The organism is Pseudobutyrivibrio ruminis, from assembly GCF_015057245.1.
Lineage (GTDB): Bacteria > Bacillota > Clostridia > Lachnospirales > Lachnospiraceae > Pseudobutyrivibrio > Pseudobutyrivibrio ruminis_E.
This window is the reverse complement of record NZ_SVET01000002.1, coordinates 67,773-82,714: the sequence shown is the minus strand read 5'-3', so window position 1 is coordinate 82,714 and position 14,942 is coordinate 67,773. Positions and strand designations below refer to the sequence as shown.

The 14,942-nt window shown below is 32.8% G+C and carries 13 protein-coding genes; 4 read left to right on the top strand and 9 right to left on the bottom strand.

Going from position 1 to position 14,942, the window contains the following annotated elements; all coding sequences use genetic code 11:
* The first annotated feature begins 28 nt into the window (after positions 1-28).
* Entirely contained in the window at positions 29-1,927 is a 1,899-nt protein-coding gene (locus E7274_RS02465) for a hypothetical protein (RefSeq protein ID WP_304173432.1), read from the top strand.
* 523 nt (positions 1,928-2,450) lie between these two features.
* Here E7274_RS02465 and E7274_RS02460 read toward each other — a convergent pair.
* The 8 genes from E7274_RS02460 to E7274_RS02425 form a co-directional block, all read right to left on the bottom strand.
* A complete protein-coding gene (locus tag E7274_RS02460; protein WP_304173410.1) occupies positions 2,451-2,885 on the bottom strand; it encodes a hypothetical protein in 435 nt (144 codons plus the stop codon).
* A gap of 12 nt (positions 2,886-2,897) precedes the next feature.
* Positions 2,898-3,665, bottom strand: coding sequence for an IS21-like element helper ATPase IstB (gene istB / locus E7274_RS02455; protein WP_090477643.1), 768 nt, complete (start codon positions 3,663-3,665; stop codon positions 2,898-2,900).
* Positions 3,662-5,152 carry an IS21 family transposase gene (istA, locus tag E7274_RS02450; protein ID WP_304173408.1) on the bottom strand — a complete coding sequence of 497 codons (1,491 nt, stop codon included), beginning with the start codon at positions 5,150-5,152 and terminating at the stop codon, positions 3,662-3,664. Before istA ends, istB begins: the two co-directional genes overlap by 4 nt.
* Positions 5,153-5,473: 321 nt before the next feature.
* On the bottom strand, positions 5,474-6,070 hold the full coding sequence (locus tag E7274_RS02445) for a hypothetical protein (protein ID WP_090482997.1): 597 nt from the start codon (positions 6,068-6,070) through the stop codon (positions 5,474-5,476).
* A gap of 94 nt (positions 6,071-6,164) precedes the next feature.
* Positions 6,165-7,004, bottom strand: a complete 840-nt coding sequence (locus E7274_RS02440; protein WP_304173430.1) for a hypothetical protein — start codon at positions 7,002-7,004, stop codon at positions 6,165-6,167.
* 70 nt (positions 7,005-7,074) lie between these two features.
* Positions 7,075-8,007, bottom strand: coding sequence for a hypothetical protein (locus tag E7274_RS02435; protein WP_304173428.1), 933 nt, complete (start codon positions 8,005-8,007; stop codon positions 7,075-7,077).
* A gap of 1 nt (position 8,008) precedes the next feature.
* Complete coding sequence (locus E7274_RS02430; protein ID WP_304173426.1) at positions 8,009-9,052, bottom strand: hypothetical protein; 1,044 nt, start codon at positions 9,050-9,052, stop codon at positions 8,009-8,011.
* 979 nt (positions 9,053-10,031) lie between these two features.
* Positions 10,032-11,474, bottom strand: coding sequence for an ATP-binding protein (locus E7274_RS02425; RefSeq protein ID WP_304173424.1), 1,443 nt, complete (start codon positions 11,472-11,474; stop codon positions 10,032-10,034).
* Between the two features lie 1,260 nt (positions 11,475-12,734).
* Between E7274_RS02425 and E7274_RS02420 the strand changes: the two genes are divergently transcribed.
* From E7274_RS02420 to E7274_RS02410, 3 genes are read left to right on the top strand one after another with little or no spacing between them, the layout of a single operon-like run.
* Positions 12,735-13,502 (top strand): ParA family protein, encoded by a 768-nt coding sequence (locus E7274_RS02420; protein ID WP_304173422.1) that lies wholly within the window; start codon positions 12,735-12,737, stop codon positions 13,500-13,502.
* 57 nt (positions 13,503-13,559) lie between these two features.
* Positions 13,560-13,934: a ribbon-helix-helix domain-containing protein gene (locus E7274_RS02415; protein ID WP_304173420.1), complete on the top strand. Its 375-nt coding sequence runs from the start codon at positions 13,560-13,562 to the stop codon at positions 13,932-13,934.
* A 57-nt stretch (positions 13,935-13,991) separates the two neighbouring features.
* The gene (locus E7274_RS02410; protein ID WP_090483008.1) at positions 13,992-14,228 is read left to right on the top strand and encodes a helix-turn-helix domain-containing protein; all 237 of its coding nucleotides are present in this window, start codon (positions 13,992-13,994) and stop codon (positions 14,226-14,228) included.
* Between the two features lie 320 nt (positions 14,229-14,548).
* Here E7274_RS02410 and E7274_RS02405 read toward each other — a convergent pair whose 3' ends face one another.
* Positions 14,549-14,932: a hypothetical protein gene (locus E7274_RS02405; protein ID WP_304173418.1), complete on the bottom strand. Its 384-nt coding sequence runs from the start codon at positions 14,930-14,932 to the stop codon at positions 14,549-14,551.
* Between the last annotated feature and the right edge of the window lie 10 nt (positions 14,933-14,942).

The window sequence follows — 14,942 nt, the reverse complement described above, 5'->3', positions numbered from 1 at the left end:
ATATTTTGTAGAAAGAAAAGGGAGTAGTATGATTCAAAGTTTTTTGTTACCGCTATTGTATAGTATAGTTATAGGTGTGTGTTGGAGTGAATTCTTTAAAAGAAAGTTTTTAGATTCATTAGCGCCTGCTTTTATTTTTCACACACTATTAGTAATAGTGTGTGGTCTGATATTCGAAAATTTGTTGGTAGGTTTATTTTTAGGATTAATAGTGGCGGTATCAATAATAGGATACTTGCTGATAAAAAATATACATGAAATAAATAAAATTACTGTTGCTATTCATGTAGAGAAATGGATAAGTGAAGGGTTACTTGTATTTATTGCATTCTATATATTGTGCTTTATATTAAACTTTGGAAAAAGATATGTAGAATGGGATGAATTTTCACATTGGGGAATGTTTCTAAAAGAAAGCATGCGTTTAGATAAACTGTATTGCACATCAAATCTTACATTTGCCCATAAAGACTATGTTCCTGCACTTACTATTTTTGAATATATTTATTGTAAAGTTGCAGGAGGATTAACTGAGCCTGAATCATATAGAGCGGTCCAAATATTCGGATTTGCATTGATTATGCCTATGTTTAATATGGTAATGGAGAATTTAAAAGTAAAGAAGTCCTTCGCAAATATAATAATTACAGTTATGGCTGTTCTTGTACCGCTATTATTGCCATTTATTTTTAATCAAGGTGCTGGATTTAAGTTTTATCATACAGTATATTGCGATTACACATTGGGGTTATTTTTGGCATATTTATGTTTTGAGGCATATAAAACATACAATGATTTTTCATATCAATCCTTCATATTAACGATAGGCTTTATGGGATTTATACTGTCAAAAATGACATCAATAGCTTTATATCCTATGGTATTAGTCTTATTAATTGCGACAAGAGTATCTACGCATAAATTTGAAAAAAGAGATATTGTCAAATACGCAGTGATGATGGGACTTCCTCTAATAATATGGTTGTGGTTTAATCAATATGTAAAAGGCTATGTTGATATAAATAATTCAGCACAAAGTTATGGAAATATGAATATATCGATGCTTAAGGATGTTTTTGGATTCTCATCTGAAAGTTCTATTTCTTATATAGGTGAACTTAGATATAAGTATTTTATGGCTTTGTTTACACAGAATATATTAGTAAATGGATCTTACTTATGCGTCTTAATGTTGATTGTAATAGCAGTCTTAGGTATTTGGTATTATAGCGTAGACGAGGAGAAAAAGAAGAAAGTATTAATTTCTAGCTTATGGATAGCACTATTTGGTCTAATTTATGCGATATTTATGTATTTCCTATATGCAGTTTGTTTTAGTCAATATGAAGCAACATCTTTAGCTAGCTATGAGAGATATATGAATTCGTTTATGCTTGCAGCAATAATGTTTGTTGTATACCTTTACTATGATTCTAATTTATGGAAATCTAATAAGAGATTGTTTCAGAAATTATTTATGGTATTAGTTGTATACATATTCATATTTAATATTGAAACTATTTATCAAGTATTACCAGGTATTGTTACTGGTGATTCAAATGTAAATCAAGAATATATTTCCAATGCTAATATAATTGTAAGTAATACTGCAGAGAATTCTAGAATTTTTGCCATGAAAAGGGGCGATAATGGATTTGTAAAGTTTGTTGAAACTTATTATTGTGGTGGAAGACAGGTGGATGGATATAGCGTTGGAACACCACTTAATGATGGAGATATTTGGACTCAAGATATCACAAGTGAAGAGTTTGTAGATGTAATTAGCGATTATGACTATATATACTTTTATGCAATAGACGAAGATTTTTTAAATCGGTATTCTGATGCATTTGTCAATCCAGAACTTATTATGAATTCTGTGGCATACAAAGTGAGAGTTGATAATGGTAAGATAAATCTTGAATAGGTAATAAGGGAGATTGTATGAATTATATAAGGATGAGAGTAAATTATTACTCGATAGTTTTGGTTACGTTGCTATCTTGTGCGTCTATATATTTATATAATGAGCATATCCATGATGGTGCACCAATTATTACAGCGATGGCTACAATGTTGGTCTGTGGAATGGTTTTTATTGTGACTATTATACATAATTTATGTAAAAATAATAGTTTTGATAATGAATATGATGATCAGATAGTTGGTGTCTATGTAGGATTAATCATATTTCTTATTCCCTTGTATTCGCTAATAAATACATCATTTAATACTTTTCTTATAAAAGTAGTGCTTTCTATACTAGTATTAATGGTTCAAGTATTCTGTTCATTAATACTAGTAAAATATTGCTCGACAAAGCATATTGTTGATTGTCAAGTAGAATTGACCCACTTTTACGTTTAGTTCTGACCCACCAGCGATGATTTCGCTGGATGGGTCAGTTTTTATGTTATTCCTAAATTTGATACTTTGTTTTGACCCACCTCTTAGTGAGCAATTATCTGATAGCCATCATTTTGGAGGGATGTCCTGTCAATAATAATGGTTCTATCCGAAACATTCATATTTACATATCTGCTTATGGCTAATAACTTGTCGCCAATAAGCTCCTGGATTAGCTTTTCCATAGCTGCAGTCTTAGTTGATTCAGTAGCGGTTTGGTTAACTTGTACCAGTTCCTGTCGAGGTGCGCATAACTCATCAAAGCTCAAGAACACATCCTCCGCGATAGGCTTATGAAATGTAAATTTATTAAGTGCTTCATCAAATCCAAGCGTCTCTTCAGCTTTCATTCTTCTGAATATGCAGGCTGGATTTTTTACTTCGTAATTATTTTTTAGTTTATTATATAGCTCCGCTTTGCCCTGCTCGTTGTAAACTTTTGCAAAGCCTTGCAGTTGATCTTTTGTTATTCTACTCATTTGTTTTCCCTTTTATTTTTTAACACTCTTTTTTGACCCTTTGACACGATAACTGTCGCCCGTTATACTTAGGACATGACAATGGTGAAGAACTCGATCAAGAATTGCAGTAGCGGCAAGCTGGCCGGTAAACAATTCATCCCATCTTCCCATTGGAAGATTAGTTGTAATGATGAGGGAGCCTTTTTCGTATCGTTGGCGAATGATTTGGAAAAATAGGCTCTCTTTTTCTTTATCCATTTTTATGTAAGATAATTCGTCGATGATTAATAAATCTATCTTTTTGAGTTCTTTTAATGTCTCTTGTAAGCGTCCATTCATCATTGAAATGTGTAACTGATCTACAAGTTCTTTGGCATTCACAAACATTACTTTGTATCCAGCTTTACAAGCATTTCTCCCAATAGCAGTGGCAATCATGCTTTTACCAACTCCAGGAGGGCCAATGATTATTACGTTCTCTTTAGCATCAATAAACCTTAGTGAGCCAAGCTCTTCAATTTTTGATTTATCCAAAGACCTATTAAACGAATAATCTATTTCGCTTAAAGAAGCTATCGTGTCAAAATTTGCTTTAGCAATAAGTTTTTCCGTTCTACGTTGTTCTTTACCTTCATCTTCGGCTATAAGAAGTTTGATTAGGAAATCCTCATAACCAAGCTTATCTGTTTTAGCTTCTTCAATCAGGTCAACGTATTGCTCTCGAATATCAACCAGCTTAAACTTCTTCAGCTTTTCAGTGATAAAAGCCTTTTTGTCTACTACATCTGATGTCTTCATTTAGCTACCTCCTTTGCTGATTCTTCGTAATAACTGCAATCACGAATTAATTCATTTTTAGAAGGTGCTTGATTTCTAGATTCATCTAGTAGAGTACGATAGCCGTTATTGTAATCTCTTAGAAGTGCTCTAAATGATGTGATATCCATCATGTCTTCATCAATAGCTACTCCAATAAAGTAATCTAGGACGTTGTCATCATAGAGTTCTTGAAGTTCAAGAATTCTTCTTGCATGATGCGTTGGTTGGTCAAATCTACGACCTGCAGCTTCTAGATATCGTGAACCATTTCTAAAGCGTTCTGTAAAATCTCTTCGAATCTGAGGTATAGAAGTATTTACCTTTGGAGCTATCTGCGCATAATGCTCATCATTAGTAAGAACATTCCTTTTGGTGTCAAATGCCTCCTGCCGCAATATTAGCCGCTCATTCTTATCATAGATTTCTATTCGAAAGCCATAAATAATCCTGTAGAATACATTTCTATCGACATATGTAACCGGAACACTGTATTTGTTTCCTTCAATGCTTACAAAGCTGTCAGGGCTGACCTTTCTAGTTTTTAATGCATCCATGTGATAATGAGTTTTAGGAAGCTCTAGCAATGTCGCTTTCTCTTCCAGTAGATAATGTTGGTTTGGTATACGCCCTGTAGTTGTGTGCGTTTCATTGCACCAATCATCTACGAACTTTTTACCTCTATGATTTAGTTCCTCCATAGTTGCAAAAGAGTTCCCTTTGATAAACTGTTCTTCAATGTACTTAAAGGGGCGTTCAATCTTACCTTTCTTTCTAGGCCAATAGCATGGACATGCATTAAGTTCAGTGTTTAAATGTTTAGCTACCATTAATGCATGTGGATTGTATCTGATTTCAGCTTCTGATCTAGGGTTGTTCTCTAAAACTAGTGCTTTAGGATTGTCTATCAACAACTCCAATGTAACACCACCTAAATCGTCAAAAAGTTCTTGAATTGCTTCATAAATAGCTGCAGCATCAGATTTTAAAGAAAAGCAAACAGCTTTCTTTCTTGAGGCCGCTAAAATCATAGCAAAGCAATACACCTTTCTGTAACGTGAACCAACAAGAACTTCATACTCAGTCCAATCAAACTGAGCTTGGTCGCCACACGGGCTTTCATGCCTTACAGTAGCTCGTTTGCTAATATGATAACCAACATCCTCATCAATCTTATTTAGGAAACGATATACAGGTCCTATGCTACCTTGATATCCTATAGCTTTCAGTTCTCTAAAGATTCTTGTGCCATTAAAGTTATAAGGGTCGCATCTCCATTCAATGATTTGCTCCTTGAAGGAATCAATTTTTGAATGATAGATTTTCCGGTTATAAGTCGGTGGCTTATCCATCGCAAGAAGCTTCTTCACTGTGTTGCGTGAGATACCAAGGATTTGAGCTGTTGCTCGTTTCGATTTAGTTTGCTTGTACACTTTCTGTACAGCTGCCCAATCTTCCAAGTCTTTCACCTCTTTTTTCTCCTTTCCGTATATACGAATTGATATACGGAAAGTATTGTATTTTTCTTAAAGAGGTGGGTCAATTCTAAGTATTAAATTTTCAAGGAACAACGAGTATAATAAATGACAACAGGAGATACTTGTTATATCTAGTGGCTCAATTCTGAGTGTAAATCCTGGGTCAGTTTTAAGTGTAAATCAACAAGCATTACCGGATATACTCGACAATATATAAATAAAGTACGTCGCAAATTACGAAGTGTTCTTAGTTAATTCTTGATAAAAATGAGGTGTGCCCCAAAATCGGTAGCACACCTCATTTTTTTGTTTTTAGTAAAGTGCTCTATTACTTGGTGTAGATCCTACTGAAAAGCCTAAACTTACCCAACCATTTGATAATTTAGTCCAGTTTCCCTTTCCTGTAGTATCAACATAATCAATACTCAATCTACTTGGATGTTTCTTACCTACGGTAGAACCATCTGTGGCTACTCTCGCTCCAACTTTCAATGTACCTTTAAGAGTTTCACCAACATAGTATGTAACTTCCTTCTTAACAGTAAAAATCATATACTTATTACTGTCGTTTTTGTTAATTGTAACCGCAGTAGCTGGCACCAAAGTCTTACCATTTGAATTTCTACGGTGAAAAAAAACTTGCTGCGAAGCATAAGCTGGATCAACACTTGCTTCACGTGCTGCTGCTAAAATATAACCTGTTTGAGCTTTGCCTTCCTTATTTCTAAACATTACTCCTACATACCAAATATCAGAATTTGCAGCATCAACAGGTATCACTGTGTACATTTCATTTGGATAAATGTGTCCAATAACCTGGTTTACATTTAAATTTCCATCTTTATACACTGGAATTTTTGTGTTTGAGCAATTGACATAAGCTTTAGATGTGTTTGGAATTCTTGCCATAAAAAAATACCTCTTTCTTCTATTTTTAATATTGATTGACCAATCATAAAAGAAAAAGGTATTTTCATCTATTTTGTAAACCACTATATAAAATTTATTCTATTAATACACTTCCATCGCTAATCTTGATTAATGCTACACTATTAAAAACTGCAACTTTAACAGTATTTTCATCTAATTTTGTTATGTTCCCAAGCTCATCTAGTGATATGCTGAAAAATTCTTCTTTTCCTTCCAAAATAGCACTAATATAAACATCGCTATCGTTATATCCCCATATTGTTACAACATCATAATTATACCAAGTATTGTCAAAAATACATTTTTCTTGAAAGAATACATTTTGCTCATCATCTAATGTAACTATTGATTTTTCTTTTTCTACTTCTATTTGGGACAGCTCCATCTCATTAGGTTTTTCTGGATTACTAACATCAAATACAAGATACTTGCCATCTTCATTAGAAAATGTACTATTTTCCACAACAACTAAATAATCGTCCGAGCAATATATTTCAATGGTATCTTCTGGCAAATCCGCTACTTCAAAAAAAGTATCACTATTCTTTTCATATTTAAACAGTCTTAGACTATCATCATTGCTATCAATATGTTCTATTGTATAAATGTTTCCGTCATTAACAGCTATATCATAAGGATCTATAATATTTGACGTAACCAAATTTTTAACTTTAGACTCTACATCATAACTATATAATTGTTTGTTTTCCAAAAAATAAATTACGTGATTATCCTCTGTTGCCCAAAAGCTTTCTATAGTGGGAATTTTTATTTTTTTGCATCCTTCACTAGTATCTTCGATAGTTGTATTTTCTTTAACATTAGAATTATCTATTTTTTCTTTACCACAGCCTACTAACAAAGTTAATATTAAGCTCATCTCGCATAATAACAAAAATATTTTTCTTAACATTACTCACAATACCTCCATCTGTTGATTAACTTATTATAAAATCATCAAATAGACATGTCTACATACACTATTATTTTCTTAGCATATCAATTGGTACCTCTGTTAGTTCCTTTGTATGCAATATACTAACCTCATAATATCCCCTAATAAAATTTTTCTTTAACTTTAGTGAAAATAATACATTTTTGCTTTTATCTGATATATCTGTATATCCTGTCATTACAAATTGTTCAATACCACATCTACCAAGAAGTCTTCTTCCTTCATCCGTATCACTATCTTTTAGCAAATCCTTAGTAATTTGGTATTTGGCAGAATCATAATCCATATCTACTCTATAAGGAGTTTGTATTTTCGTCATCCAGACTTTAGCTGTATCCATACTTTTTCTAGGATTTTTTAATTTTTTATATTGTGGACTTCCTTCACTATCAACTCCTGATAATTCATATTCTTCATAATAAGGGTACTTATAATCTATTTCTGAAGACTCAAAAACCACATAGCCAGAATGTTCTCTTTTTGGTTGAAGATGTCGCTCTTGATTACTTCGTTTTTTATTTTGTGCCTGCAGAGCTTCATTCACTTTACCAATATTTTCTATCGTATTTTTTAATTGTTTTATTTCTTCATCTTTTTGAGTGCAATCCTCCCGCAAAGTTGCTTTATATAGTTCATTTTCCTCTTGCAACTCTTTTTGGTATTTTTGTATTTCGGTATCTATTCTTGACTTTTCTACTTCAATTTCCTTCTGTTTTTTATCAATAGTAGCCTTCATATCTAAGACCACATCAGAAAGATTTTCAATAGTAAGAGCCATTTTTTTATAATCCGTAGTTTTAATTAAAGCATAATCTAAACCTTCTGATTTTGCAGCATTAAAATCTTTAATATCATCCTTCTTTTCCGCAGTAAATATTCCTAGTCTCTTTTTCCCATATTCCACTGGAAACGCCTTTGTTATGCTATTTATGCCTTTATATACCTTTATATTTCCTGCCATTTTATAATCCTCTTATGTAGTTATCTGCAACAACTGAAACCCTATTGTGACCTAATGCCTTAGAACAAATATACATCGCTTGTCGATCTAATTTTTTCTTTCTTTCATCTTTCCTACAGACGTAAACGTCTCCTTGGTATTTTTTCCCCGTTCCTTTATTTACCTTATCATATGGAATCTTATTAATAGGTCTGGCCACCGACTTATATATGAGAGTTGCGTAGTCTCCTCTATAACCATGTACATCCATATTTGTAGGTACATGTTGAAAGACTTTTTCTTCTGCAGATGTATTTTTTATTCTCTCTATTATCTTTTCTTTATTATCACCTAGTATTGGAGAAAATCTCTCTCTACCACCTTTTCCATTTCTTATATGAACAAAATACTCCGCTTCAGGAAAAAGTCTGGTATCTTTCAAAGTATTAATATAAGCAATCTCCCCATCACTAAGATTATTTTTTTGCTCTAAAATTTTGATTTGATTTTCAATTTTCTCACGAGTTATCAGATCTTTTCCTCTAATTTCTTCAAGCTCTCTTCGTCTTGGTCCCAAGGCTTTACAAAATTTTACAATTTCATCATTATTCCTCTCTGAAAAATGTTTATCTCTCACAGCATCACCACGAGAACGTTTTATATCTTCTCTCCTTCGTATAGGAGGTTTGAAATAATTCTTATCTGAAGGCTCCAAGCCATAAAGCTTACCAACAGCTTTTGCTTCTGTTTGAATTGTCCAGGCTGACAAATGATTTCCATTTTCATCAATCTGATCTGCTCTAAACTGCAACCATTCATTTACATATTTTTTTGCTGCCTTTAACGTTGTACATTCAGGGTGATATTCCTTTATATAGTTTGCGAAATATCTACAATGCTTAAAATATGTTTTATATGTTGAGTATGAAAAAATTTTATCTCTGGTACTATCTGTTAAAATAGCTTCTTTTTTACTGGTCCCTTCTCCGGCTTTTAGCATTCCTTCAAGCTTGTATTGAATCTGTTGTTTTAAATCTTTGCTGTACTGTTTATTTCTTCTTCCCAATTTTTGCACCTCTAAATTTATATATAACAAAAGGACTTAGTGGTTACACACTATGCCCCTTTAACAACTAACCAATATTAAATTACACATGTTAAAGCTAGGCTGCTTCCTACTAAATTACAAAATCTAGTATTCAGCTGTGACACTCTTTTTCATTCCTATTCAGGCGAGTCTTATGTACGACTATTTACAAACACTTTTTTGATCAGCTTATGTGTGCTGCTCCTATTTTATTATTCTACGGTAGTAAGGATTCTATCGGATTATTGAGTAGAAGCAATCAACTTCTCCAGATATTTTTTCAACTTCTGGCTGTTTATCCTTTTATTTATAATCCCAGGATGTTGGATTACTGCTTTATCGCACTTCGGTACAGCTCCGAACGATAGGCTCTTCTTTTAATTCGAATACCCCTTTCTCGAATATCGTACTTTCCGATTGTCAAGTTACATCATAACTATTGATACTTTAAAACCATTAGCCTTTCAAATTAATTATTCAGCTAAAAACTTGAACTACTTAACCTCCGCATAAACACATCATAGGTTTCACTCATTCAAGCAACAGTAGTATCAAAACTGTCATAAAGTGAAATAATATAATAAATAAAATTTACACATTAATACTATATTATTTATCATATTCAGTCAAGTACTTATCTCTATAACAATACCTTATATCCGTTTACCCGTTCACGCTCTGAGGTGGTAAACACCTCTAGCTGTAAAGCGTGTAAACGGATACATTTCGCCAGTTGTCTCTCTCTTTTTCATCCGCCACTATTGAAAAAAGCGCAATGAAAATGATTAAAACTAATTACCGACGACGAAGTAAACTCATAAGCAAGTTTTTCTCCGCCGTTTCACAAGTCTATCATTTTCATTACGCTTTTATTCAATAGCATGCCCTTCGGGTGGCTCTTCCCTCTGGCTCAGTACCTCAAAGCAAATCATCTAAATCTTATAAAACAAACAAGCCCTTATGCCAGTTCTACGGTATTATGATTTGTTTTATAATATTTTGTTCTTCCATCTTCATCAGCGATAAGATAATCATTTTCAACCAGGTTATTAATAATTTTATTTCTAAAATATGAAGAATTGCTCACTTCAAGATACTCTGTTATTTCTGCAATTGTTTTTGCATTGTTGTAACAATAAGATAATATTTTTTCATCATATTTACTTCCATTTGGAATTGGAGCAAATATAAGATTTTCTGTTGGTTCTGCTTCAACTCCCATTTCATAAGTAAGATCAGGCAGAACTAACGTAAAATGATCTGAAGTGGAATAAATATATGGCTTATGCTTATCATCCACCGCTGAATACTCTTCTACAATTTTATCAAATCCAGTACCTGCAGCTTCCATCACATTACATAAAACCAATACGCCACATATAAGTTCATTCCTTCTTTTTGACATAATCGATGAAAGGTTATAGGTCTTTTCTATTTTTTCGCTCTGAAAAAAACTGCCAGGCGACGAAATTTCTAATCTATCCTTAAAAAGATCAACTTGGATTTGAGTGCCATCCAAAAAATAATCACGATGTGCAACCGAATTAATTATTCCTTCGAATAATGCTCTAGCTGGATAAGAATCAATATTGATTCTAGAAGAAGCTTTTTTTATCATCGTATGATTCATCCTTTGAGTTATAAAATCCTGCATATATTTAATTGTATCTGTTATACATCCAGAAAATTTATTAACGGTGACGATTCTCTCACTCCCCTTATTAAATCCCGAATATGCCGAACACTGCACTTCTGTCTTGTTATCATTGTAATCATCAGAGAATAGGATTGCTCCATTTGCCAGCTTCCCATTTTCATCAAAAAAGCCTAGTGATGTAAGCGCTTTCTCAGATAGCTTTTTGCCATCAGTGTGCTCTTCATAAAATGAGAATAACTTAGTAAAATCTTTTTTTTCATAGGTTTGATCAGAAATAATCGTATCAAAAGATTTGTTTTGACTCTTTATGCTCATTTCAATAATTTCTTCATAAGTAGCTCCATTAGTAAAGCCTTCTCTTCGCATATAAATAGCAGGCACATTTTTTAATTTCACTATTACAGGCCTAACAGGAGATTTACCTACAGTTACAGCTATTATAAATCGCTCTTTATCTCTAACAGTGAATCCAATAAAATCAACTTTATATGGTGGTCTTGGAGAAATATGCTCATTTATTTGATTATTAAAATAATTTCGCTCATTATCAGCTTGTTTACGTTCAAATCCAATAAGTTTATTAGTTTTATCATCAACTCCAATATACATAGTTCCACCATTAGCATTAGCAAAACCAGCTATTGTTTTAATCCATCCTTCAATATTATCCCTATTTAAAATCTGCTTACACTCTATCTCCCCGTTCTCAAATACCGTATTATTCAAAAGCTCTTCTAAAAACATAATCTACCTCCAATTGAAGAAGTTCAATAACAACTTCAATTGTACTTCAATAATAACTTCAATGCAACTTCAATAAAAGTGAGTACAACTCAAATTAGAAACTCAATATATATCAATTCATACATATAACGCTAAGAAGAGAACCAACAAGACAGCTCTGCAGCCTCTTGAATTTTTTTACTTAAAGACTTGATATTAGATAGAGGCTAGCCTAGGCGTAGGTGGGGATGCTCTAGGAAACGGCTTTGAGCTTCCCCCCGCAATTCTCGAACCTGCAAAATGGTAAAATTCCACGGATATTGCAAAATCCGAGAATTGCGAAGGGAATGATATGTAGGCGGTTCACGCCTGAGGTAATCCGTATTTATCACTACATGTATTACTACACGTCCAACTACAAGGAAATTCCTAGCGACCAAGGTCTTCGGTTCAAACGTCGCACGTAATCGTCGTTTGTCGGCCCCCCTAGTTATATGTTTGATACTGCTTAGCAGCTTGCTTTCTCACGGCTTACTGCCCATATAACACGAAGCACGGTAACTCCATCTTTCAATATTTGATATAAGCCCATATAGAGCTCGTCCAGATTGGTAAACTGGACAGAAATAATGCGGTTCAGAGCTGCCGTTCAACCCAGCTTCCCCGCCACGCTCTAACCGTGATTCCTCCGAATTATAGCAGACGATTAACTCTGATCCAATTTCGAAAAGGTTGTTATAACGTGATTATTCCTCTCAACACGACCGCTCTTCCCCCTGGATGGTGCCAAGGCTATATTAAATTATTTCACGTACTTAAAATCTAAAACCAAATAATACGTGAATAGCAGGAAGTCATTGCAACGAACGTTGCTAAAAACAAGAATTTGAGTTATGAAATACCACAAAAACAAGATGTAGCGGTTGTAAAATCAGTGATTTATCGATATAATAATTTCATAACATAGATATTGTTTTAGCAATTGATATTTCCCGTATCATTGCAAATCTAAAAGTACCTACTGCGAATAGGTGCTTTTTTTATTTCCCTCATGTCTAATATTCTAATGAATCATAAACATATATTCAAGTGGTTTCTTCACAAATGCGTGATATTTTTTTTGAATAGCACTTCCATTTTATTCTCAAGTGTGATATTTTGATATTAAATAAATATTATAATAATTCTAAAAAAATATTATTTAAACATTATATTAATCTTAAGATAATATTATATTAATATTTATTTAATATTATATAAATATTAAGGAAAGGGAAAATAATGAACACAGAAATTATAAGTGTAAACATCCAGAAAGGTGGATGTGCAAAGAGTTCAACTGTCCAAATTCTAGGCGAAATTCTAGGAAAACTCTACAACAAGAAAGTACTATGTATCGACACAGACCCACAATGTAATCTCACAACAATTTCAGGAATAGAATTGGAGGACTGTGCCGAACATAACCTATACACACTTTTAAATGGAAATAGCACATTAGAGGAATGCATAGTAAAAGCAACATATTATGATGTAATTCCAGGATCAGTATGGCTCTCAAATGCAGACATAGCCTTTAACAAAATTGGCAAAGAACAAATGCTGAAAGAAGCAATTGAAGGTGCAGAATATGATTACATATTGATAGATACACCGCCTGCACTTGGATTATTAAACATAATGAGCTTAACAGCAAGTACAAAACTACTAATTCCAACAGAATGTTCATATCTATCAATGGTGGGATTGGAGCAGCTATTCCAAACAATAGAAAGTGTAAAGAAATATACAAATCCAAACCTAGAATTACTTGGAATATTAATGGTCAAATATTCAGCAAGAACTAACTTAAATGCTGCTATATATGATGCATTGAATAAAATGGCAGCGGAAGCAAATACAATGGTATTTGAGGCAAAAATACGAGAAACCGTAAAAGTAAGGGAAGCACAAAGTCAAATGCAACCGCTTATTGAATGGGCTCCAAGCTGTTCAGCAATGGAAGACTACAAAGCTCTAGTAAAAGAGATATTGCCAACATTAAAATAATATTTATTTAATATTATATAAATATTATTTTAATATCAAATATAGAAAGGAGAAGCTATGCCACCAAAAGTTGATATAAAAGGTAAAACCAAAAAGGCAACGCCTGCAAAAGCGACAAATCCTGCAGAAGCATTTATGACTGGTCAAATACCAGTACCTCAGGCAAGTGCAAAAGATAACGAGCAAAAGCCAACAATAAAAGCTAAAAATCAAACAGAATATAATATAACTGAAAAAAACACGACACAGAGTAATGAGACAAAGATAGATAGACCTCGAAGAGGCAGACCTCCAAAGAAAACAGAAACAAAGAAACAATATAGTATCTCAATAAAACCATCTCTTTACGATAAAGCAAAGGAAAAGGCTGAGGAACGAGAAACATCAGTAAATGAAATTATATCAGAGGCATTAACTAAGTATTTAAAATAATATTTATATAATATTATTTTAATATTATATTAATTTGAATAATTGGAGGAAAATATAATGGAAACTAATGAAAAGAAAGCTTTTTGGGCACCAAAGATAGAACATGTATTAGTATCACGTGGAATGAGTAAAAACGAACTTGCAAAAGCATTGGGTTATAAAAGTCCATCAGGACTATACAATAAACTCAATAGGGACAGTTTCACAACAGAAGAACTACTACGAATAGCAGCTGTACTAAACTGTACCTTTGAAGCAAGCTTCGTATTAAACGATAGTGGAGAAAGATTTTAAAACAATAGTTGTATAGCTCATAATGCTTGCAAAAAATAATAAAAAACAGTGCATCTATAAAGAATACATGTAATACTTTTTATATACTAATAATATTGGAGCGGAAACGCTACGCAAACACATTTTTTAATATGTGAATTGTCATTATGAAAACTCCACAAATAGAGCTGTGTACAAATGTCATATTTTAACCAATGTATTATATCCCCACTTCTATAAAATATTTTAATTATCTCAAAACAAAAGATATGGTAGTTATAGAAAATCTTCTTCTACCATATCTTTTGTTTTATCTTAATAAATACTAAATATTCTCTGAGTTAGTTGTAAATAGTACTAACATAGTGATATTTTATAGGATTTGAATATTCTCGCGTATATATTCTATCTGGAACATTAAACCTTCTACAATTATTGCTATTACACATGAAATAATACTTATCGTTATAGTATTCACATAAATGAATTTCTTTTTCTTTTACAATTTGTCCACATCCTCTGCAGCGCTGTCCTGCTTTATAAGACTCGGCGTGACTGCTAAATTCTGGATCATATCCATAACTTTGATTTGAATGTCCGCACCGTGGGCATGTATCTGTCTTTACCTGATATGGTTGGGCGCATACAATAGTTGTATAACTCATAATACTTGCAATACATAATACTAGAAAAAAGGTTCTTTGAAATTTGAATAATCGTTTCATGTTATCTCCT

What these genes read in the sequence shown, in the direction of transcription:
- E7274_RS02420 (WP_304173422.1), top strand. Translation starts at nt 12,735, where the DNA reads ATGAACACAGAAATTATAAGTGTAAACATCCAGAAAGGTGGATGTGCA.
- istB (WP_090477643.1), bottom strand. Translation starts at nt 3,665, where the DNA reads ATGAAGACATCAGATGTAGTAGACAAAAAGGCTTTTATCACTGAAAAG.
- E7274_RS02410 (WP_090483008.1), top strand. Translation starts at nt 13,992, where the DNA reads ATGGAAACTAATGAAAAGAAAGCTTTTTGGGCACCAAAGATAGAACAT.
- E7274_RS02415 (WP_304173420.1), top strand. Translation starts at nt 13,560, where the DNA reads ATGCCACCAAAAGTTGATATAAAAGGTAAAACCAAAAAGGCAACGCCT.
- E7274_RS02445 (WP_090482997.1), bottom strand. Translation starts at nt 6,070, where the DNA reads ATGGCAAGAATTCCAAACACATCTAAAGCTTATGTCAATTGCTCAAAC.
- E7274_RS02465 (WP_304173432.1), top strand. Translation starts at nt 29, where the DNA reads ATGATTCAAAGTTTTTTGTTACCGCTATTGTATAGTATAGTTATAGGT.
- E7274_RS02405 (WP_304173418.1), bottom strand. Translation starts at nt 14,932, where the DNA reads ATGAAACGATTATTCAAATTTCAAAGAACCTTTTTTCTAGTATTATGT.
- E7274_RS02460 (WP_304173410.1), bottom strand. Translation starts at nt 2,885, where the DNA reads ATGAGTAGAATAACAAAAGATCAACTGCAAGGCTTTGCAAAAGTTTAC.
- E7274_RS02425 (WP_304173424.1), bottom strand. Translation starts at nt 11,474, where the DNA reads ATGTTTTTAGAAGAGCTTTTGAATAATACGGTATTTGAGAACGGGGAG.
- E7274_RS02440 (WP_304173430.1), bottom strand. Translation starts at nt 7,004, where the DNA reads ATGTTAAGAAAAATATTTTTGTTATTATGCGAGATGAGCTTAATATTA.
- E7274_RS02435 (WP_304173428.1), bottom strand. Translation starts at nt 8,007, where the DNA reads ATGGCAGGAAATATAAAGGTATATAAAGGCATAAATAGCATAACAAAG.